17 protein-coding genes are annotated in these 18,930 nt (G+C 71.3%); 10 read left to right on the plus strand and 7 right to left on the minus strand.

The window, feature by feature from the left end; all coding sequences use genetic code 11:
- Nucleotides 1–73: 73 nt before the first annotated feature.
- Entirely contained in the window at nucleotides 74–646 is a 573-nt protein-coding gene (locus ACRWK7_RS20350; protein WP_431858100.1) for a HutD/Ves family protein, read from the plus strand.
- On the opposite strand, the gene ACRWK7_RS20355 is transcribed toward ACRWK7_RS20350, so the two are convergent.
- The 3 genes from ACRWK7_RS20355 to hutG are packed head-to-tail and all read right to left on the minus strand — an operon-like array spanning nucleotide 643 to nucleotide 3,625.
- Nucleotides 643–1,431, minus strand: a complete 789-nt coding sequence (locus ACRWK7_RS20355; RefSeq protein WP_431858101.1) for an IclR family transcriptional regulator — start codon at nucleotides 1,429–1,431, stop codon at nucleotides 643–645. The genes ACRWK7_RS20350 and ACRWK7_RS20355 overlap by 4 nt on opposite strands.
- Entirely contained in the window at nucleotides 1,428–2,828 is a 1,401-nt protein-coding gene (locus tag ACRWK7_RS20360) for a formimidoylglutamate deiminase (protein ID WP_431858102.1), read from the minus strand. The genes ACRWK7_RS20355 and ACRWK7_RS20360 overlap by 4 nt, the downstream gene beginning before the upstream one ends.
- Complete coding sequence (gene hutG, locus ACRWK7_RS20365) at nucleotides 2,825–3,625, minus strand: N-formylglutamate deformylase (protein WP_431858103.1); 801 nt, start codon at nucleotides 3,623–3,625, stop codon at nucleotides 2,825–2,827. The genes ACRWK7_RS20360 and hutG overlap by 4 nt, the downstream gene beginning before the upstream one ends.
- A 268-nt stretch (nucleotides 3,626–3,893) precedes the next feature.
- Here hutG and ACRWK7_RS20370 point away from each other — a divergent pair, with 268 nt between their 5' ends.
- The 4 genes from ACRWK7_RS20370 to ACRWK7_RS20385 are packed head-to-tail and all read left to right on the plus strand — an operon-like array spanning nucleotide 3,894 to nucleotide 7,383.
- Nucleotides 3,894–4,685, plus strand: a complete 792-nt coding sequence (locus ACRWK7_RS20370) for a transporter substrate-binding domain-containing protein (RefSeq protein ID WP_431858104.1) — start codon at nucleotides 3,894–3,896, stop codon at nucleotides 4,683–4,685.
- A gap of 16 nt (nucleotides 4,686–4,701) precedes the next feature.
- Nucleotides 4,702–5,364, plus strand: a complete 663-nt coding sequence (locus ACRWK7_RS20375; RefSeq protein ID WP_431858105.1) for an amino acid ABC transporter permease — start codon at nucleotides 4,702–4,704, stop codon at nucleotides 5,362–5,364.
- 4 nt (nucleotides 5,365–5,368) lie between these two features.
- Entirely contained in the window at nucleotides 5,369–6,178 is an 810-nt protein-coding gene (locus tag ACRWK7_RS20380) for an amino acid ABC transporter ATP-binding protein (RefSeq protein WP_431858106.1), read from the plus strand.
- A 44-nt stretch (nucleotides 6,179–6,222) separates the two neighbouring features.
- Complete coding sequence (locus ACRWK7_RS20385) at nucleotides 6,223–7,383, plus strand: MFS transporter (RefSeq protein ID WP_431858107.1); 1,161 nt, start codon at nucleotides 6,223–6,225, stop codon at nucleotides 7,381–7,383.
- Nucleotides 7,384–7,410: 27 nt separating this feature from the next.
- Here the strand turns inward: ACRWK7_RS20385 and ACRWK7_RS20390 are convergent, their stop codons facing one another.
- The 4 genes from ACRWK7_RS20390 to ACRWK7_RS20405 all read right to left on the minus strand — a co-directional run bounded on the left by ACRWK7_RS20390 (nucleotide 7,411) and on the right by ACRWK7_RS20405 (nucleotide 11,495).
- Nucleotides 7,411–8,457, minus strand: a complete 1,047-nt coding sequence (locus tag ACRWK7_RS20390; protein WP_431858109.1) for a zinc-binding metallopeptidase family protein — start codon at nucleotides 8,455–8,457, stop codon at nucleotides 7,411–7,413.
- Between the two features lie 37 nt (nucleotides 8,458–8,494).
- Nucleotides 8,495–10,207, minus strand: coding sequence for an alpha/beta fold hydrolase (locus ACRWK7_RS20395; protein WP_431858110.1), 1,713 nt, complete (start codon nucleotides 10,205–10,207; stop codon nucleotides 8,495–8,497).
- A 177-nt stretch (nucleotides 10,208–10,384) separates the two neighbouring features.
- On the minus strand, nucleotides 10,385–11,050 hold the full coding sequence (locus ACRWK7_RS20400; RefSeq protein ID WP_431858111.1) for a dienelactone hydrolase family protein: 666 nt from the start codon (nucleotides 11,048–11,050) through the stop codon (nucleotides 10,385–10,387).
- 88 nt (nucleotides 11,051–11,138) lie between these two features.
- Entirely contained in the window at nucleotides 11,139–11,495 is a 357-nt protein-coding gene (locus tag ACRWK7_RS20405) for a Lin0512 family protein (protein WP_431858112.1), read from the minus strand.
- A 197-nt stretch (nucleotides 11,496–11,692) separates the two neighbouring features.
- Here ACRWK7_RS20405 and ACRWK7_RS20410 point away from each other — a divergent pair, with 197 nt between their 5' ends.
- The 5 genes from ACRWK7_RS20410 to ACRWK7_RS20430 all read left to right on the plus strand — a co-directional run bounded on the left by ACRWK7_RS20410 (nucleotide 11,693) and on the right by ACRWK7_RS20430 (nucleotide 18,911).
- Nucleotides 11,693–12,469: a hypothetical protein gene (locus ACRWK7_RS20410; RefSeq protein WP_431858113.1), complete on the plus strand. Its 777-nt coding sequence runs from the start codon at nucleotides 11,693–11,695 to the stop codon at nucleotides 12,467–12,469.
- A 76-nt stretch (nucleotides 12,470–12,545) separates the two neighbouring features.
- A complete protein-coding gene (locus tag ACRWK7_RS20415) occupies nucleotides 12,546–13,529 on the plus strand; it encodes a LysR substrate-binding domain-containing protein (RefSeq protein ID WP_431858114.1) in 984 nt (327 codons plus the stop codon).
- 143 nt (nucleotides 13,530–13,672) lie between these two features.
- Nucleotides 13,673–14,434 (plus strand): alpha/beta hydrolase, encoded by a 762-nt coding sequence (locus tag ACRWK7_RS20420; protein ID WP_431858115.1) that lies wholly within the window; start codon nucleotides 13,673–13,675, stop codon nucleotides 14,432–14,434.
- 4 nt (nucleotides 14,435–14,438) lie between these two features.
- The gene (locus ACRWK7_RS20425; protein ID WP_431858116.1) at nucleotides 14,439–15,602 is read left to right on the plus strand and encodes an efflux RND transporter periplasmic adaptor subunit; all 1,164 of its coding nucleotides are present in this window, start codon (nucleotides 14,439–14,441) and stop codon (nucleotides 15,600–15,602) included.
- Between the two features lie 132 nt (nucleotides 15,603–15,734).
- Nucleotides 15,735–18,911 (plus strand): efflux RND transporter permease subunit, encoded by a 3,177-nt coding sequence (locus tag ACRWK7_RS20430; RefSeq protein ID WP_431858117.1) that lies wholly within the window; start codon nucleotides 15,735–15,737, stop codon nucleotides 18,909–18,911.
- Nucleotides 18,912–18,930 lie beyond the last annotated feature (19 nt).

Raw genomic sequence — 18,930 nt, forward strand, 5'->3', positions numbered from 1 at the left:
GCGGACGGTTGGTGCCGGCTCCGTCATGGGGTAAGGAGAGCGTCCGAGTTCCCTGCAAACGAAGCACGCGCCGATGACCCAGACGCTCCTCGATCCCGCCGGCTACCGTCGCATGCCCTGGAAGAACGGCGGAGGGACCACGACCGAAATCGCGGTGGCTCCGTCCGCCGACGCGTCCGGCCGGTTCCTCTGGCGCGTCAGCGTCGCCGATGTCGGGCAGTCCGGGCCGTTCTCCGCGTTCGACAGTTACGAGCGCCTGATCGCCGTCGTCGAAGGGACCGGCATGCGGCTCACCATCGACGGTGTCGCGACCGAGGCGCGCCGGGGCGACCCGGCGGTGCGCTTCTCCGGCGACGCCAAGGTGCAGTGCGACCTACTCGACGGGCCGATCCGCGATTTCAATCTCATGGTCGACCGTGAGCGGGCGCGGGGATCGCTCGACATCGTCACGGCGGAGCATGCCGTGTCGGTGCCCGCCGCGCGCGTCGTGCTGATCCACGCCGTGGACGGCGCGGTCACCGTGTGCCGGGACGGAGGCGGCGTGCGCGTGCCGGCGGGCTGGACCCTGCGCCTGGACGGCGAGGGCGGCACCGTCGACGCGGACGAGGGCGCCTGGGCCTTCGTCGCCCGGGTGGACGACCGCTAGACCCGCACCGTCCAGCCGAGCTGGCGGGAGATGCCGGCCGCGGTGTCCACCACCTTGGCGGTCAGGTGGTCGAGCATCGACGGCGTGTCCATCACCGCGCTCGGCCCCGACAGGTTGATGGCGGCGACGACGGCGCCGCGGTGGTCGCGGACCGGCGCGGCGATGGCGACGATGCCCGACACGAAGGACGAGCGGTTCAGCGTCCAGCCGCGCGCCCGGTCCGTCGCCACCTGCTGGATCAGCGAGGTGAGCGTGACCGCCGTCGCCTCGCTGAAGCGGTCGAGCCGCACGCCGGTGTAGAGCTGGGCGATGGCCTCGTCGGACAGGCCGCTCAGCAGGATCCGCCCCATCGCCGTGGCGTGCGCCGGCAGCCGGTAGCCGACCGCGATGTTGCTCGACAGCGTCATGTGCGAGTGGGCGCGGTAGACGTAGACGACCTCCGTTCCGTCGCGCACGCCCATGTGGGCGGAGATCTGCGTGGCGTCCCTCAGCGCGTCGATGAACGGGATGGCGACCTCGGCGCAGTCGAGGCCCGACAGGTAATGGTAGCCGATCTGCATCGCCCGCGGGGCGAGGCGGTAGGCCTTGCCGTCGCTGCCGGTTCGGTCGAGATAGCCGAGGTGCTCCAGCGTGAACGCCAGCCGGAAGGCCGAGGCGCGGCCGATCCCCAGCGCCTTCGCCATGTCGCTCAGCGTCAGCACCCGGCGCTGGGGCGTGAACAGCTCGAGGATGGCGAGACCGCGCTGGAGCGCCGGGGCGATGTAGTTGGGCTCGGTGTCGCTCATGAATCCTGCAGCAGCCTCTGAACCGCCCGACGATAGGCGGCCGTGATGCCGTCCTGCCGCACGTGGCGTCCGTCGCGAACGACCAGGCGTCCCGCAGCGACGACGTCGCGCACCACGCGCCCGCTGCCGGCGAAGACGTAGGCGTCCAGCAGGACGTCGTCGGCGCGAGAAAACAGTTTCGGGTCGTTGGCGTCAAGGACGACCAGATCGGCGAGGCATCCTGGCGCCAGCGCGCCCTGGGCGTCCGCCTGCCCCAACGCCTGTGCGCCGCCGGCCAGCGCCGCACGGTAGAGGTCCGCGCCGATCGACCGCCCGGGACCGCCGGACAGGACATTGCGGCGCCGGTGCACGAGGCGCTGTCCGTATTCCAGCAGACGCAGTTCCTCGGCCGCCGACACGCTGATGTGGCTGTCGGAGCCGATGCCGAACCGGCCGCCCTGCGCCAGGAAGTCCGCGGCGGGAAACACCCCGTCGCCGAGGTTGGCCTCCGTCGTCAGGCACAGGCCGGCGACCGCGCCGCTGGCGGCCAGCGCCGCGACCTCGGCGGGCGTCACGTGGGTGGCGTGCACGAGGCACCAGCGCGGCCCGACCGGAGCATTGTCCAGCAGCCAGTCCACCGGCCGCCGCCCGCTCCACGCAATCCCGTCATCGACCTCGGCGGTCTGCTCGGCGATGTGGATGTGCACGGGCGCCGTCGGGTCCAGCCCGTCGAGACCGTCCAGCGCGTCGCGCATCTCGTCCGGCGTCACGGCGCGCAGCGAGTGGAGCGCAAGGCCGACGCGGCGGTTCGGGGAATCGCCGCACGCCGCGCGCGTCGCCGCGACGATGGACAGCAGCCCATCGACGTCGTTGACGAAGCGCTTCTGCCCGTCCTTCGGCGGCTGCCCGCCGAAGCCGCCGTGCGCGTAGAGCACCGGCAGGTGGGTCAGGCCGATGCCCGCGCTGTCGGCTGCCGCGAGGATGCGGCGCGACATTTCCGCCCGGTCGGCGAAGGGCCGGCCGTCGGCGTCGTGGTGCAGGTAGTGGAACTCCGCCACCGCGGTATAGCCCTGCTCCAGCATCTCCATGTAGAGCAGCGCCGCCACCGCCTCGACCGCCTCCGGCGTCATCCGCCGGACGAAGCCGTACATCGTCTCCCGCCACGTCCAGAAGCTGTCGTCCGAGGCGCCCGACCGCTCGGCGAGGCCGGCCATGGCGCGCTGGAAGGCGTGGCTGTGCAGATTCGCCATGCCCGGGACGACCGGCCCGGCGGCGTGCGGCAGGCCGGCGCCGTCGCTGCCGGGCTCGACGGTGGCGATGCGGCCCTGATCGTCGAAGCGCAGTGCCACGTCCGACGCCCAACCGTCCGGCAGCAGCGCCCGCCGGCAGAACAGCCCGTCCATCGTCCCCTCCGTCATGCCCGGTCCTCCGCCCACGCCAGCAGGGTCTCGACGAAGCGGCGCAGGTGCGGCCGGATGCGCGCGGCCCGCGCCTCGTCGAAGGCGTGGGGGGGATCCTCCACCATGTAGGTCGCCTGCACCAGTTCCAGCTGGACGGCGTGCCAGCCCTCCGCCGGACGGCCGAAGTGGCGGGTGATGTGGCCGCCCTTGAAGCGGCCGTCGCGCACGTGGGTGAAGCCGTCCGCGCCCGCATCGGCGCACACCTCGGCCAGCCGGGCGCCGAGGTCGGCGTCCAGGCTGCGGCCCTGGTTGGTGCCGAGGTTGAGGTCCGGGAGCCGGCCGTCGAACAGCCGCGGCACCACCGACCGGATCGAGTGCGCGTCGAACAGCACCGCCCGTCCGAACGTGGCGTGCAGGCGCGCCATCTCCGCCGCGATGGCCTCATGGTACGGGGCCCACCAGCGCGCCACCCGCTCCGCCACCTCGGCGGCGTCGGGCTCGGCGCCGGGGCGGTAGGCCGGCGTGCCGTCGAACAGCGTGGACGGACACAGGCCGGTCGTCGGACCGGCGTAGAGCGGAGCGTCGTCGCTCGCGCGGTTGAGGTCGACGACGAATCGGGAGAACCGCGCCTGGATCACGCCGACGCCCAGCTCCTCCAGGAAATCGTACAGCCGGGGCAGATGCCAGTCGGTGTCCGGCAACGCCTGTGCCGGGGCGGACAGCCGGTCGGCGAGCCCAGGCGGCAGCCCGGTGCCGACGTGCGGCAGGCTGACCAGAAGCGGGCGCCGGGCCGGGCGGAAGTCGAAGACGCTCATGGGTTCATCCTGGTGCATTGTTGTTTTGTTGGCAAAACGATGGTGGACGGAGCCGCGCCCGGGACAGCAAGAATCGTTGCCAAGCCTCCGGTCTCATGCTCACATACTGATGTACACCGATATGCAGTTGCGTCCACACAACATGTGTTTTATAGGCTAAACGCAAAGCTGCCAAGACAGCTGCACACGAGGACGGGCGTCGCCACCGCCGACCCACGACCAGCCGGCCCTCCATCGGGCGGGTGCAACGATCAGGGAGATGATTGTGATGAGGTCTTTCGAAACGCTTCTGGCCGCCGCCGCCGTGGCCGCCACGACGCTCTTCACGGCCGCCACGGCCACGCCGGCGCGGGCCGAGGACGCGGTGCTGGCGTCCATCGCCAAGACCGGCACCTACCGCGTCGGTGTCGACGCGACCTTCGCGCCCTTCGAGTTCAGCCAGGACGGCAAGAAGACCGGCTTCGACATCGAGCTGGTCGAGGCCATCGCCAAGGAACTGGGCGCCACCAAGGGCGTCGAGTGGGTGGACATCGACTTCAAGGGCCTGATCCCCGGCCTGCTGGCCAACCGCTTCGACATGATCGCCTCGGCGATGTACATCACCGACGAGCGTCGGCAGGTGGTCGCCTTCTCCGACACCTACTACCCGGGCGGCCTCGTCATCATGGTCAAGGCCGGCAACACCGCGATCACCGGGCCGGAGAGCATCGCCGGCAAGACCGCCGCGGTGCAGATCGGCACCAAGTCGGTCAAGTTCCTCAAGGACAACTACCCGACCGTGAAGGTGGTGGAGGTCGAGACCAACGCCGAAATGTTCGGCCAGGTTGAAACCGGCCGCACCGACTTCGTGGTGACGGGCAAGCCCGCCGCCAAGCTGTACGCCCAGACCCACCCGACCGTTAAGGTGCTGGACAAGCAGCTGACGACCGAGGACTACGGCTTCGCCATGCGCAAGGACAACCCGGAGCTGGTCGCCAAGGTGAACGCCGCCATCACCAAGCTGAAGGCCGACGGCACCTACCAGAAGCTGATCGACAAGTGGTTCGAAGCCAAGAAGTGAACGGAGGACCCTGTCCGTGACCCTGAACTTCGACCCGGTCTGGGCGGGGCTGCCGGAACTGCTCAAGGGGGCGGCGGTCACCGTCGAGGTGACCGCCGCCGCGCTGCTGCTCAGCGCGGTGCTCGGCCTCGCGGTCGGCATCGCCCGCCTGAACCCGCGGCGGCGCGTGGTCTACGGACTGGCGTCCGGCTACGTGGCCTTCATCCGCGGCACGCCGCTCCTGGTCCAGCTGTTCCTGCTGTTCTTCGGCCTGCCGCAGTTCGGCATCCTGCTCCCGGCGCTGCTGTGCGGCGTGCTCGGCCTCGGCATCTACAGCGGCTCCTACGTGTCGGAGGTGGTGCGCGGCGCCATCCAGTCGATCGAGGCCGGGCAGATGGAGGCGGCGCGCTCGCTGGGCATGTCGTACCGGCAGGCGATGCGCGAGGTGATCCTGCCGCAGGCGTTCCGGCGCATGCTGCCGCCGCTCGGCAACGAGACCATCGCGCTCATCAAGAACTCGGCGCTGGTGTCGCTGCTGACCATCGACGACGTGATGCGGGAGGGGCAGCGCATCATCTCCACCAGCTTCCGCGCGCTGGAGGTCTATCTCGTGGTGGCGCTCATCTACTTCGTGCTGACCAACGCGGCGTCGCACCTGCTTCGGATCGCCGAGCGGCGCCTGAGCGTGGAAAGGGGCTGAACCGGTGATCGAGATCCGCAATCTCCACAAGAGCTTCGGCGGCATCGAGGTGCTGAAGGACGTCAGCCTGACGGTGGCGGCGTCGAGCACGACCGTCGTCATCGGGCCGTCGGGGTCGGGCAAGAGCACGCTGCTGCGCTGCTGCAATTGCCTGGAGATCGCCGACCAAGGCGAGATCCTGATCGGCGGCCGCAGCATCATCAGGGATGGCCAGCCGCTGCCGGACCGCGAGCTGAACGCCGTGCGGGCCGAGACCGGCATGGTGTTCCAGTCCTTCAACCTGTTCCCGCACATGACCACCGCCGAGAACGTCATGCGGGCGCCGATGGTCGTGCGCGGGACGTCGAAGGCGGAGGCGCACGACCTCGCCCTCGACCTGCTGCGCAAGGTCGGGCTGGAGGAGAAGGCCGACGTCTACCCGTCGACCCTGTCGGGCGGGCAGAAGCAGCGCGCCGCCATCGCCCGGGCGCTGGCCATGCGCCCCAAGGTGATGCTGTTCGACGAGCCGACCTCGGCGCTCGACCCCGAGCTGGTCGGCGAGGTGCTGCTGGTCATGAAGGCGCTGGCCGACGAGGGCATGACCATGATGGTGGTGACGCACGAGATGGGCTTCGCCCGCGAGGTCGCGGACACGGTGGTCGTCATGGCCGAGGGCCGCCTGGTCGAATCCGGACCGCCGGAGCGCGTCTTCTCCGCCCCGGCCCAGGAGCGCACGCGCGCCTTCCTGCGCGCGCTGGTCGATGGGCACCTTGCCGGGGCACGCCCCCTTCCCACGCCGCCGGACGTGCTGGCGGCGCTGCCCGACGATCACTGACCGGCGTTTCCCTCCCCTCTCCTCCCGGCGCGGCACCCACACCCGTGTTGCATTCCCTGACGCTGGCCTCGCGCACCCCGGTGCTGATCGCGTTGATCCTGGGCGTGTGCCTCGTCCAGGTCGGCAACGGCATCCTGCAAGTCCTGCTGCCGATCCGTCTCGCCGAGGCCATGGCGCCGCCGCTTGCGGTCGGCGCCGTGGCCTCGGGCTACTCGATCGGCTTCATCGCCGGCTGCTGGGCCGCACCCTGGCTGATCGGCCGGATCGGCATGGTGCGGGCGTTCGGCGCCTTCGCCCTGCTGGCCGGGGCCGTGACGGTGTTCCTGGAAGTGCTGCCGAACCCGTGGGCGTGGACCGGGATGCGGGTGCTGATGGGCATGTCCTATGTCGGCATGCTGACGGTGGCCGAAAGCTGGCTGGCCGCCCGGGCGGGCCCCGGGGCCCGGGGCAGCGTCTTCTCGCTGTACATGGTCGCGTGCAAGGTCGCGGTGGTCGGCGGGCAGATGCTGCTGGCCAGCCCCGGCCTCCCGGGCGTCTGGCTCGTCGGGGCGGCCGCCGCCTGCTATGCGCTGTCGCTGCTGCCGGTGGCGGCCGTCCGGGAGGAGCCGCCGTCGATGACGGCGGCGCAGGCCCGCATGCCCTGGCGGTACGTTCGGGTGTCGCCGGTCGCCTTTGTCGGTTGCCTCGTGATCGGTCTGTGCAACACGGCGGTCACCGGGATCGGCCCCGCCTATCTCGCCGGCATGGGGCATTCGGCCACCGTGATCGCGGTGATCATGTCCGGCGTGCAGGTCGGCAGCACCGTCGTGCAATGGCCGATCGGCCGTCTCTCCGACCGTCGGGACCGGCGTCTGGTCATCCTCGCCCTCGCCGGCACCTCCGCGGCCGCGGCGCTGCTGATCGCCACGGCCGGCGCGGCGTCGGACACCGTGCTGTTCGTCCTGTTCACGCTGTGGGGAAGCGCCGCCCTGTCGCTCTACGCCATCTGCGTCGCCCACGCCAACGATCACGCGCCGCCCGGCGAGGCGGTCGCGCTGTCCAGCGCGCTGCTGCTCTCGTGGGCGCTCGGCGCCGCGCTCGGGCCGATGCTGGCGACGCTGGCGATGGAATGCTTCGGCAGCCGCGCGCTGTTCGTCTATGTCGGCGCCGCGTCGGGCGGGCTGGCGCTGTTCGCGGCATGGCGCCGCTGGCAGGCCCCGCGCTGACGGTTCAAGGCGGGGCCCCGCCCGCCGTCACGCCCTCCCCGCGCCGTGGATCACCCGGTGGATGAAGGCCAGCTTGCCCGTGGTCGGCGCGTTCACCACGAACGGGTACGGGTCGTTCACGCCCATGCTGCGGTTCAGCGCGTTCAGCGCCTCGGTCAGCGGGTACCAGGTGTCGAGCAGCGCCTCGAAGTCGGTGCAGCGGTAGGCGTCCGAACCGACCTCGCGCTTGGCATCGACGCCGATCACCACCAGCTTCAGGTTGGCCGCGGTGTCCAGCGTGCCGACCATGTGCATGGTGTGCGCCCAGCACTCCGCCCAGTCCTCCCAGGGGTGGGACGAGGCGTAGGCGCTGATGAAGCGCTCGTTCCAGTCCGCCGGCGGCCCCTGGTCGTAGTGGCGCCGCAGCGCCTGGGCGTAGTCCTGCCGTTCGTCGCCGAACAGCGCCCGGAACTCGTCGATCAGCGGCGTGCCCTCGACCAGCCGTTCCCAGTAGTAATGGCCCAGCTCGTGCCGGAAATGGCCGAGCAGCGTGCGGTACGGCTCGCCCATCGCCACCCGCCGGGCCTCGCGCTCGGCGTCGTCGGCCTCCGCGATGTTGAGGGTGATGACACCGCCCGCGTGCCCGGTCATCACCGGCGCGGGCGCGGCCTCGGGCGCGAGGAACTCGAAGGCGATGCCCTCGGGCGCGGTGCCGGCCTTGGGCACCACCGGCAGGCCGAAGCGCAGCAGGTTGTGCACGGCGCGGTGCTTGGCCAGCTCGATCCTCTGCCAGCGCCGCAGGTTCTCCGGCACCGACAGGTCGGGGATGATGCGGTTCAGCCGGCAGGCGCGGCACAGCGGCTGGTCGTCGCCCGGCTCCAGCAGCCAGTTGCAGGCGCCGTACTGCGCGTTGCCGCACAGCCGGTAGCCGTCCCGCTTCGAATCCATGGGCGTGACGGTGCCGTCGGCCGCGATGGTCACCGCGGCGACCATCATCCGGTCTGGCAGATAGGCGAGATCGGCGCCGCAACGCTCGCAACGAACGTTCTCGAAATAGACGCGCTGGCCGCACCGCTGGCAGATGAAGATCTTCATGGCGCCCCCAACGCCCCCCGGCGCGCGAGGTTCCTCCTCACGCCCGCTCGGCGCAGGGCGCGCCGTCGATCGCTCCCACGGCGTCACCGTCCGGATCGCCGGCCAGATAGGCATCAAGCAGGCTGTGGAAGGCGTCGCGTGCCGCGCGTCCGGTCAGGTTGTGATCGGCGTCGGGCAGCGTCTCCAGCCACACGCCGGGCTGGTCGGCGAACCATGCGCCACCGGGCCCGAAATGCGCCTCCAACTCGCCCAGCGAAACGTCGTGGGCGCTGTAGACCAGCAGCGTCCGCACGCCGCGCGCGCCCAGCCGGCGGAACGCCGCCTGCGGCGCCGATCCGCTGAAGCGGCGCAGGACGCGGCGCAGCAGCGCCACGGGAACGTCGAGCAGGCGGCCCGGCCGGCGGGCGGCCTCGCGAACCACGCGCGGCCAGTTGGCGGGATCGCCGAGCTGCGCCAGGTAGAAGGCGGCGGGATGGCTCTCGTCACGACCGAGCGCCTCGGCGGTGGCGCCGTCGCCGAGCGTGAAGAGGCCGGGGTTGATCATCACCTGCCCGACCACCCGCTCGTCCTCGAGCGCGGTGTGCAGCGCCAGCGCCGCCCCGGCGCACACCCCCAGCACGAGGCAGCGCCGCCGCCCGCGCGCTTCCAGCCAGTCGAGCGCGGCGCGCGTGTCGGCGAGCGAGCCGCGGCGGTAGATCAACCCGTCCGGCTGCCCTGTCTTCGACGCGCTGTCGCCCAGGCCCGACAGGTCCATGCGCAAGGAGGCGTAGCCGTGCGCCGCCAAGCGCCGGGCGATCTCCACCGACAGGCGGGCGAAGCCGACGTGGTGCCACGCGCCGCTCGGCAGCAGCAGCAGCGCCGGCCGGTCCGCCGGGGCGAAGCCCGCCGGCTCGCACCATACCCCGGCCAGCCCGCCTCCAGGGCCGAACAGCACCGGCGTCTCGACCGCCGAGGGCAGCGCCAGCCGCGGCGGGGCATCAGGCAATGGGGCAGGCTCGGCGCGGGCGGCGGGCGCGTCGGCGGCCAACCACGCGGCGACCCGCTCCAGCGGCGCCTCGGGCACCACGCCGCGCTCCACGCTGCGCATCAGCGCGGCATAGTCGGCGAAGGGCTCCTCGTCCACCGCCACCCCCAGGCCCGACAGATACCCGGCCAGCAGGGCGGCATCGCGCACGTCGGTGCGGGCCAGCAGCAGCGCCCGCGGCGCCGGCGCGGAGGCCAGCCGCACCGGGTCGAGCGCCTTCAGGTCGGCCAGCGTCTGCGCGCTCAGGCGGAAGCCGTTGAACTCCAGCGCGTCCGGGTCCGGCTGCGGCGCGCCGGCCAGCCGGGCCATGGCCCGGACCTCGGCGGCGAAGGCGGCGCCGGAACACGGCGCCAGCAGCACCAGCCGGTCCACCCCGCCCCGCTCGGCCGCCGCTTCCGCGGCCAGCGCGGCGCCGAGGCGCGTCCCGACCAGCGCTACCTCCTGCAATTGCAGGGTGTCGGTCATCCACCGCACGGCTGCGTGGACACCGTTTATCCAGGCGCGCACCCGGGCGGCATCGTCGTCGCCGCCGCGCGAGTCCCCGGTGCCCGGGTAGTCGAAGCGCAGCGTCGGAAGCCCGGCCGCGGCAAGGCGTTCGGCCAGCGCCCGCCACGCGCGATGGGTGCAGTACGCTTCGAGCCCCAGCGGGCCGCACAGCACCACGCCACGGCGGCCGGCCGCCGGATGCAGCCAGCCGAAGCACTCATCGAAGACGACCGGTCTCATGCGATGCCGCTCAAGGATTGCAACGAATCCTTGTAATAACGCTTTTGAGCGGCGATGGGCCGGCGGCCCGCGGTCTTTTCCCCTTTGCCCCGCCTCTTACCGCGAGCGGGATACCTCCAATGCGCCAATACCCCGTCCAAGTTGGAGGCCGGGGCATTGGAGGGAGTGCACGCCCCGCTAGAATGCCGCCTCCAGCAGCCCCTGGGTGCGCGTCCAGGCGCGCTGTGCGCTGGCGGCGTCGTAGCTGGCCCGCTCGTCGCAGCTGAAGCCGTGCCCGGCGGGGTAGAGGTGCACCATCACCTCGGGATGGGCGGCGCGCACCTCCTCGGAGACGGACAGCGGGATCGCCGTGTCCTTCTCGCCGAAGTGCAGCAGCACGGGCGCGCGCGGCGTCAGCTGGACGTGCTTGGCGATCTGGCCGCCGTAGTAGCCGACGGCGGCGCGCACCGGCAGCCGGGCCGCGGCCAGCCACGCGAGGGTGCCGCCCCAACAGAAGCCGACCACCGCCGCAGAGCCCGGCGCACCGAGATGCGCCAGCGCGGCGCCGACGTCGGCGAGCGCTCCGTCCATGCTCACCTGCCCCATGATCGCCCGGCCGCGGTCGATGCCCGGCTGGTCGTAGGCCAGTTCCACCCCGCGTTCGACGCGGTCGAACAGCGCCGGGGCCAGCGCCGTCCAGCCGGCGGCGGCGTAGCGGTCGCAGACCGAGCGGATGTGGTGGTTGACCCCGAAGATCTCCTGCACCACCACCACCGCCCCGCGCGCCGCGCCGTCCGGCCGCGCCAGATAGCCGCCGAAGTCGTGGCCGTCCTCGGCCCGCAACGTGATGAGTTCGCCTGCCATGTCGTTCCTCTCCCTGCGTGCCCGCCCGGCCTTGGGCGGTCGTCCGGTTATAGCTAGGCGAAACGGCGCCGGGATCAAAGCCGCGCCGTCAGATCCCGACCTCGACGGCGGCGTTGACGACGTAGATCATCTCGTTCCGGTCGTTCTTGTCGGCGAGGAAGATGCCGCTCGGCGCCAGCATGCCGCCGGGGCCGACCTGCACGCTGACCTGCCCGTAGGGGAAGACGGCGCGCACCGCCTCGACGTCCAGCCGGTCGGCGTCGGCCGGGACGGCGAGGTGGACGCGCACCTGCATCCGGCTGGTGTCGCCGTCCACCAGCGCGCGCATGCCCGGCATGGAGTTGCGCTCGATGGCGTTGCGCACGGCGCGGACGGCGGCCTTGGTGACGTCCTGTCCATGCAGGTCGACGCCCATGCCGAGTTCGACGAACATCACTTGCTTCATGGTGCTTCCCCAGTCGTTTCGAGAGCCTCTCCCTCCACCTGACATGGCGCCCCCCGCCTCGAAACCACCCCCTCCCCACATTTCCACCCCTCGGAAACGCTTCCGGCATGTGGAAAAGCCGGGGGTGCCGCTGGACGAAACCCGGCGGCGGGGCGCTATCCTGCCTGCCGTCTGGCCGCCAGCAGGGGGATGGGTCCATGCGCCTGACGTTCGAGTACGAACCGGACGATCCCCGGCAGTCCGGCTTCATCGCCGCGCTCAAGGAGCGCTACGCCCGCTTCATCGACAACGACCATCCGGACATCGTGGTCGTGGTCGGCGGCGACGGCGCCATGCTGCGCGCGCTGCACCGCCGCACCCCGCCGCCGGACCAGCCGGCGCGGCCGATCCGCTTCCTCGGCGTCGGGCGTGGCAACCTGAACTTCCTGATGAATCCCAGCTCGGTCGCCGACCAGCTGGCCGAGCTGGACCCGGCGGCGATGCCCTGCCACCGCGTCCACCCCCTGTGGGTCGAGGCGAACGACGAGCTGATCGGCGCCGCCTACAACGACGTGGTGATCGGCGCCGGGGTGGCGGACTGCCACGAGTTCCACCTCGACAGCTCGGACGGCGAGTTCGAGGGGTACGAGCTGCGCGGCACCGGCATCTGCGTCGCCACGCCGCTCGGCTCCACCGCGTTCAACGCCAACAACCGCGGCGCCGTGCTGCCGCTCGACGTGCCGCTGCTGTCGGTCACCGGCATCGTCTCCAACCGCGACCTCAGCGAGATCTTCGCCGGCAGCGATCTGTCCATCCGCTTCGCCTCGCGGCGCGGGCTGACCGTGTTCCTCGACGCGCACAAGACGCGGCACCTCGACCGCTCCGGTACCGTGCGCATCCGCCGCGACGAGACGCGCTGGATGGAGCTGACCTTCGTCAACGACGGCGAGTTCTCGCGTCGGCGCATCGACCTGCTCAAGGGCAAGCGGAAATAGGCCTTGCGCTTTCCACCCGGCGTCCGCAACACCATTTCTGCTCGCGCACGTCGTCGTTGGAAGGGATGGGATCCGCATGGACAAGCTGCACGCGATGCGCGTCTTCGTCCGCGTCGTCGAGGCGAACAGCTTCTCGAAGGCCGCCGACACGCTGGGGCTGCCACGCGCCTCGGTGACGACGACGATCCAGAACCTCGAGGCGTCGCTGGGCGTGCGCCTGCTCCAGCGCACCACGCGCAAGCTCAGCCTGACGCTGGACGGCGCGGCGTACCTGGAGGGCGCCACTCGCATCCTGTCGGAGATCGACGAGATCGAATCCACCTTCACCAGCGCGCGCAAGACGCCGCGCGGCCGGCTGCGGGTGGACATGCCGGGCTCCATCGGCCGGCTGGTCATCATTCCCTCCATCCACGAGTTCCACGCCAAGTACCCGGACATCGACCTGATGCTCGGGCTGGGCGACCGCGCGATCGACCTGATCCAGGAGGGCGTGGACTGCGTCATCCGCGTCGGCGAGCTGTCGGATTCCAGCCTGGTGGCGCGCCGCATCGGCGCCATGCAGCAGATCACCTGCGCCAGCCCCGCCTATCTGGCCGAGCACGGCGAGCCCCGGACCATCGAGGACCTGGAGCGCCACGTGGCGGTGAACTATTTCGGCAGCCGCACCGGGCGGAACTTCGCGCTGTGCTTCCAGCGCGACGGCCGGGAAGAGGAGATCGCCATGAAGGGCGTCATCTCCGTCAACGACGCCGACGCCTACGTGACCTGCGGCCTGGAGGGGCTGGGCCTGCTGCAGCCCGGCCGCTTCATGGTGCTGCCGCACCTGCGCAGCGGCGCGTTGCGCGAGATCCTGCGCGACTGGCGGCCGCCGCGCATTCCCATCTCCGCGGTGTACCCGCACAACCGGCACCTGTCGCCGAAGGTTAGGGTTTTCGTCGATTGGGTGGCGGAGCTGTTCGAGCGTTGCCCGCTGCTCCAGGGCGAGGACCTGCCGGAGGACGCGTGCATGGAGCGCGCGGCCCCGGCGGAGCGCGAGAGCGCGTGCGAGTGCGTGGTGTGAGGAAGGCCAAAAGCCCCCACCCCGCCCCGATTGTTCATCCCAGCTGAATTCAGTTCCCGACCGCGGCGGCTTTATCCCACTACGGCGCTCGACCAATATCCCTCTCGCTGCATTGCGGGAGGGGCGCTCGGCGCCGCATCGGGATGGATCGTTCGCACACGTCGTTGAAGGTGGAGGGCCGCGAGGTCCCGCTGCGCCTGTATCGGCCGGCGGCGACCGGGCTGCTGCCCGGCGTGCTGTACTTCCACGGCGGCGGCTTCACCTCCGGCTCGCTGGACGAGGCGGAGGTGCCGGCCGCGGCGCTGGCCGAGAGCATCCCGGCGCTGGTGGTCGCGGTCGGCTACGCGCTCGCCCCCGCCAACCCCTTCCCCGCCGCGGTCGAAGACGCGCACGCCGCCGCCCGCTGGCTGGCCGAACGGGCCGGCCCGCTGGGCGTCGCCGGCCACGACGCCGGCGGGCACGTCGCCGTGTCGCTCACCCTGCTCGCCCGCGACCGCGGCGGGCCGGAGATCGCGGCGCAGGCGCTGCTCGGCCCGATGCTCGACCCCAGCCTGACGCGGGTCCGCGACGGCGACGCCGGCATGGCCGAGTGCGCCCGCTGCTACCGCGCCTACCTGCCCGAGGCGGCTCTGCGCCTGCACCCCTACGCAGCCCCCCTGGAATCGCGCCGGCTCGGCCGGCTGCCGCCGATCCTCATCGCCACCGCGCAGGACGACATGCTGCGGCCGGAGGCCGAGAGCTACGCCGCCCGGCTGATCGACGCCGGGGTGCCGACCGAGGTCACGCGTTTCGCGGGGGTCTCCCATGCGGGCCTTCCCTGTCACGCGCCGGCCCTCACGGCCGTCTCCGATTTCTTCCGGCGCCGCCTGTCCGGCGCCCGTCCCCACCATCAAAGCCACAGGTAAAGCCATGCCCCGCAAGACGTATGCCCTTCTCCTCGCGGCCGGCGTGTCGGTGGCCGCCGTCGCCGGCGTCGCCACCCTGCGCAGCCCGGCCGAAGCCCAAACCGCCGCTCCCGCGCCTCCCCCGGCCGAGGTGGACGTCGCCGGCGTGCTCGCCCGCCCGGTGGTGGACTGGCAGTCCTACTCCGGCCGGCTGGAGGCGGTGGACCGCGTCGACGTCCGCCCGCAGGTTCCCGGCACCATCGTCGCCGTGCACTTCCGCAACGGCGCCCTGGTGAAGCAGGGAGACGTGCTGTTCACCATCGACCCGCGCCCCTACGAGGCGGAGGTGGCGCGCGCCGAGGCGCAGGTCGCCGCGGCGCAGGCGCGCGTGCGCTTCACGGCGTCCGACCTCGACCGCGCGCAGAAGCTGGTGCGCGACGACACCATCTCGCGCAGCACCATGGACCAGAAGGACAACGCCGCCCGCGAGGCCGCCGCCAACCTGAAGGCGGCGCAGGCGGCGCTGGAGCTGGCCCGCCTCAACCTCGGCTACACCCAGGTCACCGCCCCGGTGTCCGGCCGGGTGTCGCGGGCGGAGCGGACCGTCGGCAACGTGGTCGCCGCCGGCGCCGCGGCGGAGCCGCTGACGACGCTGGTCTCGGTGTCGCCGATCTACGCCTCCTTCGACGTGGACGAGCAGACCTACCTGCGCCACATCGCCCCGGTGAAGGATTCCGGCGCGATCCCGGTCCGCCTCGGCCTCGCCAACGAGGACGGCACGCCCCGCGAAGGCACGGTGGAGCACGTGGACAACCGCCTGGACAGCGTGTCCGGCACCATCCGCGTGCGCGCCAAGTTCGACAACCCCGACGGCCTGCTGGTGCCCGGCCTGTACGCCCGGGTGAAGGTGGGCGGCACCGCGCCCTACGACGCGCTGCTAGTTGATGACCGCGCCATCGGCACCGACCAGGACAAGAAGTTCGTCCTGGTGGTGACGCCGGAGAACACGGTCGAGTACCGGCCGGTGAAGCTCGGCGCGCTGCAGAACGGGCTGCGCGTGGTGACGGCGGGCCTGTCGGCCGGCGAGCGCGTGGTGGTCAACGGCATCCAGCGCGCCCGGCCGGGCATGCCGGTCACGCCGAAGATGGTCGCCATGGGCGAGGAAAAGACCCAGACGGCGGCGCGGTAAAAGCAACAAAGTGCCCCCTCCCCATCCCTCCCCCGCTTCGCGGGAGAGGGGGCTGCCGCCGCGGCAGCGGAGTTCCCTCCACCGCGCGAGCGGGGGAGGGCTAGGGAGGGGGCATCCCTACGGAGACCCCACATGAACATCTCCAAGTTCTTCATCGACCGGCCGATCTTCGCCGGCGTGCTGTCGGTGGCGCTGTTCCTGGCGGGGGCGATCGCGCTGTTCCGCCTGCCGATCTCCGAATACCCGGAGGTCGTGCCGCCGTCCGTCGTGGTGCGCGCGCAGTTCCCCGGCGCCAACCCCAAGGTCATCGCCGAAACCGTCGCCTCCCCGCTGGAGGAGCAGATCAACGGCGTCGAGAACATGCTGTACATGCAGTCGCAAGCGAACAGCGACGGCAACATGGCGCTGACCGTCACCTTCCGCCTGGGCACCGACCCCGACAAGGCGCAGCAGCTCGTGCAGAACCGCGTGGCGCAGGCCATGCCGCGGCTTCCCTCCGACGTGCAGCGCCTGGGCGTCACCACGGTGAAGAGCTCCCCCACCCTCACCATGGTCGTGCACCTGCTGTCGCCCAGCGACCGCTACGACATGACGTACCTGCGCAACTACGCGCTGCTGAACGTCCGCGACCGGCTGACCCGCATCGCCGGCGTCGGCGAGGTGCAGGTGTGGGGGGCCGGCGACTACGCCATGCGCGTCTGGCTCGACCCCGGCAAAGTGGCGCAGCGCGGGCTGACCGCCACCGACGTGGTGAACGCCATCCGCGAGCAGAACGTCCAGGTGGCGGCCGGCGTCATCGGCGCCTCGCCCAGCCTGCCCGACGTGCCCCTGCAATTGTCGATCAACGCCCGCGGACGGCTGAAGACCGCCGAGGAGTTCGGCGACATCGTGCTGAAGACCGGCGCCGACGGCGGCGTCACCCGCCTGCGCGACGTGGCGCGGGTGGAGCTAGCGGCGGCGCAGTACGGGCTGCGCTCGCTCCTCGACAACAAGCCGGCGGTGGCGCTCGGCATCAACCAGACGCCGGACGCCAACGCGCTCGCCATCTCCGACGAGGTGCGCAAGGTGATGGCGGAGCTGAAGGCCGACATGCCGGACGGGGTCGACTACTCCATCGTCTACGACCCGACGCAGTTCGTCCGCTCCTCCATCGAGGCGGTGGTGCACACGCTGCTGGAAGCGGTGGCGCTGGTGGTGCTGGTGGTGATCGTCTTCCTTCAGACCTGGCGCGCCTCGATCATCCCGCTGCTGGCGGTGCCGATCTCCATCGTCGGCACCTTCTCGCTGATGCTGGCCTTCGGCTTCTCGATCAACGCGCTCTCCTTGTTCGGCATGGTGCTGGCCATCGGCATCGTGGTGGACGACGCCATCGTCGTGGTCGAGAACGTCGAGCGCAACATCGCCTCCGGCCTGTCGGCGCGCGACGCCACCATCCGCGCCATGCAGGAGGTCAGCGGCCCGATCATCGCCATCGCGCTGACGCTGGTCGCCGTCTTCGTGCCGCTGGCCGCCATGACCGGCCTGAGCGGCGAATTCTACAAGCAGTTCGCGATGACCATCGCGATCTCCACCGTCATCTCAGCCTTCAACTCGCTGACCCTGTCGCCGGCGCTGTCGGCGGTGCTGCTGCGCGGCCACGAGCAGCCGCAGGACTGGCTGACCCGCGCCATGAACCGCGTGTTCGGCGGCTTCTTCCGGGTGTTCAACCGGGTGTTCCAGCGCTCCAGCGACGGCTACGGGCGCGGCGTCGGCGGCGTGGTGCGGCACAAGGGCGCCATCCTGGCGGTCTACGCGCTGCTGATCGGTGCCACGGTGATCCTCGGCCGCACGGTGCCCTCGGGCTTCGTGCCCATGCAGGACAAGGAGTACCTGATCAGCTTCGCGCAGCTGCCGACCGGCGCGTCCCTCGACCGCACCGAGGCGGTGATCCGCGAGATGACCGACATCGCGCTCCAGCGCCCCGGCGTGCAGAGCGCGGTGGCCTTCCCGGGCCTGTCGGTCAACGGCTTCACCAACAGCTCCAGCGCCGGCATCGTCTTCGTCACCCTGAAGCCGTTCGCCGAGCGCAAGGACCCGTCCCTGTCGGCCGGTGCCATCGCCATGGACCTGCAGAAACGCTACGCCGGCCTGAAGGAGGCGTTCGTCGCCATCTTCCCGCCGCCGCCGGTGATGGGCCTGGGCCAGCTCGGCGGCTTCAAGATGCAGCTGGAGGACCGTGGCAACCTCGGCTACGAGGCGCTGAGCGAGGCGGTGACCGCCTTCGTCAAGCGCGCGGCGCAGACGCCGGAACTGGGACCGACCTTCTCCGCCTACCAGATCAACGTGCCGCAGCTCGACGTCGACCTCGACCGGGTGAAGGCCAAGCAGCTGGGCGTCAACGTCGGCGACGTGTTCGACACCATGCAGATCTATCTCGGCTCGCTGTACGTCAACGACTTCAACGCCTTCGGCCGCGTCTACCAGGTGCGGGTGCAGGCCGACGCGCCGTTCCGCGCGCACGCCGACGACATCGGCCTGCTGAAGACCCGCAACGCCCAGGGGACGATGGTGCCGCTGTCGTCGCTGGTCACCGTGCACCCCAGCTACGGGCCGGAGATGGTTGTGCGCTACAACGGCTTCACCGCCGCCGACGTCAACGGCGGGCCGGCGCCCGGCTACTCCTCGGGGCAGGCCGAGGCGGCGGCCGAGCGCATCGCGGCCGAGGTGCTGCCGCGCGGCGTGAAGCTGGAGTGGACCGACCTCACCTACCAGAAGATCCTGGTCGGCAACGCCGGGCTGTGGGTGTTCCCGATCAGCGTGCTGCTGGTCTTCCTGGTGCTGGCGGCGCAGTACGAGAGCCTGACGCTGCCGCTGGCCATCCTGCTGATCGTGCCGATGAGCGTGCTGTCGGCGCTGACCGGGGTGTGGCTGACCGGGGGCGACAACAACATCTTCACGCAGATCGGCTTCATGGTGCTGGTCGGTCTGTCGGCGAAGAACGCCATCCTGATCGTCGAGTTCGCCCGCGAGCTGGAGCATCAGGGCCGCACCGCCGTGCAGGCGGCGATCGAGGCCAGCCGGCTGCGCCTGCGGCCGATCCTGATGACCTCCATCGCCTTCATCATGGGCGTGGTGCCGCTGGTCACCTCGACCGGAGCGGGCGCGGAGATGCGGCACGCCATGGGTGTGGCGGTGTTCTCCGGCATGATCGGCGTGACGCTGTTCGGGCTGGTGCTGACGCCGGTGTTCTACGTGCTGCTGCGCCATCTGGCCGGCGCGGGCAAGCGGGCGGAGGCTCCCGCCCACGCCGCGGCGCACCCGGCGGAGTGAGCACGGCGGAGTGAGGGGC

It is taken from the genome of Azospirillum sp. (assembly GCF_050789165.1).

What these genes read in the sequence shown, in the direction of transcription:
- ACRWK7_RS20350 (WP_431858100.1), top strand. Translation starts at nt 74, where the DNA reads ATGACCCAGACGCTCCTCGATCCCGCCGGCTACCGTCGCATGCCCTGG.
- ACRWK7_RS20355 (WP_431858101.1), bottom strand. Translation starts at nt 1,431, where the DNA reads ATGAGCGACACCGAGCCCAACTACATCGCCCCGGCGCTCCAGCGCGGT.
- ACRWK7_RS20360 (WP_431858102.1), bottom strand. Translation starts at nt 2,828, where the DNA reads ATGACGGAGGGGACGATGGACGGGCTGTTCTGCCGGCGGGCGCTGCTG.
- hutG (WP_431858103.1), bottom strand. Translation starts at nt 3,625, where the DNA reads ATGAGCGTCTTCGACTTCCGCCCGGCCCGGCGCCCGCTTCTGGTCAGC.
- ACRWK7_RS20370 (WP_431858104.1), top strand. Translation starts at nt 3,894, where the DNA reads ATGAGGTCTTTCGAAACGCTTCTGGCCGCCGCCGCCGTGGCCGCCACG.
- ACRWK7_RS20390 (WP_431858109.1), bottom strand. Translation starts at nt 8,457, where the DNA reads ATGAAGATCTTCATCTGCCAGCGGTGCGGCCAGCGCGTCTATTTCGAG.
- ACRWK7_RS20395 (WP_431858110.1), bottom strand. Translation starts at nt 10,207, where the DNA reads ATGAGACCGGTCGTCTTCGATGAGTGCTTCGGCTGGCTGCATCCGGCG.
- ACRWK7_RS20400 (WP_431858111.1), bottom strand. Translation starts at nt 11,050, where the DNA reads ATGGCAGGCGAACTCATCACGTTGCGGGCCGAGGACGGCCACGACTTC.
- ACRWK7_RS20405 (WP_431858112.1), bottom strand. Translation starts at nt 11,495, where the DNA reads ATGAAGCAAGTGATGTTCGTCGAACTCGGCATGGGCGTCGACCTGCAT.
- ACRWK7_RS20410 (WP_431858113.1), top strand. Translation starts at nt 11,693, where the DNA reads ATGCGCCTGACGTTCGAGTACGAACCGGACGATCCCCGGCAGTCCGGC.
- ACRWK7_RS20415 (WP_431858114.1), top strand. Translation starts at nt 12,546, where the DNA reads ATGGACAAGCTGCACGCGATGCGCGTCTTCGTCCGCGTCGTCGAGGCG.
- ACRWK7_RS20420 (WP_431858115.1), top strand. Translation starts at nt 13,673, where the DNA reads ATGGATCGTTCGCACACGTCGTTGAAGGTGGAGGGCCGCGAGGTCCCG.
- ACRWK7_RS20425 (WP_431858116.1), top strand. Translation starts at nt 14,439, where the DNA reads ATGCCCCGCAAGACGTATGCCCTTCTCCTCGCGGCCGGCGTGTCGGTG.
- ACRWK7_RS20430 (WP_431858117.1), top strand. Translation starts at nt 15,735, where the DNA reads ATGAACATCTCCAAGTTCTTCATCGACCGGCCGATCTTCGCCGGCGTG.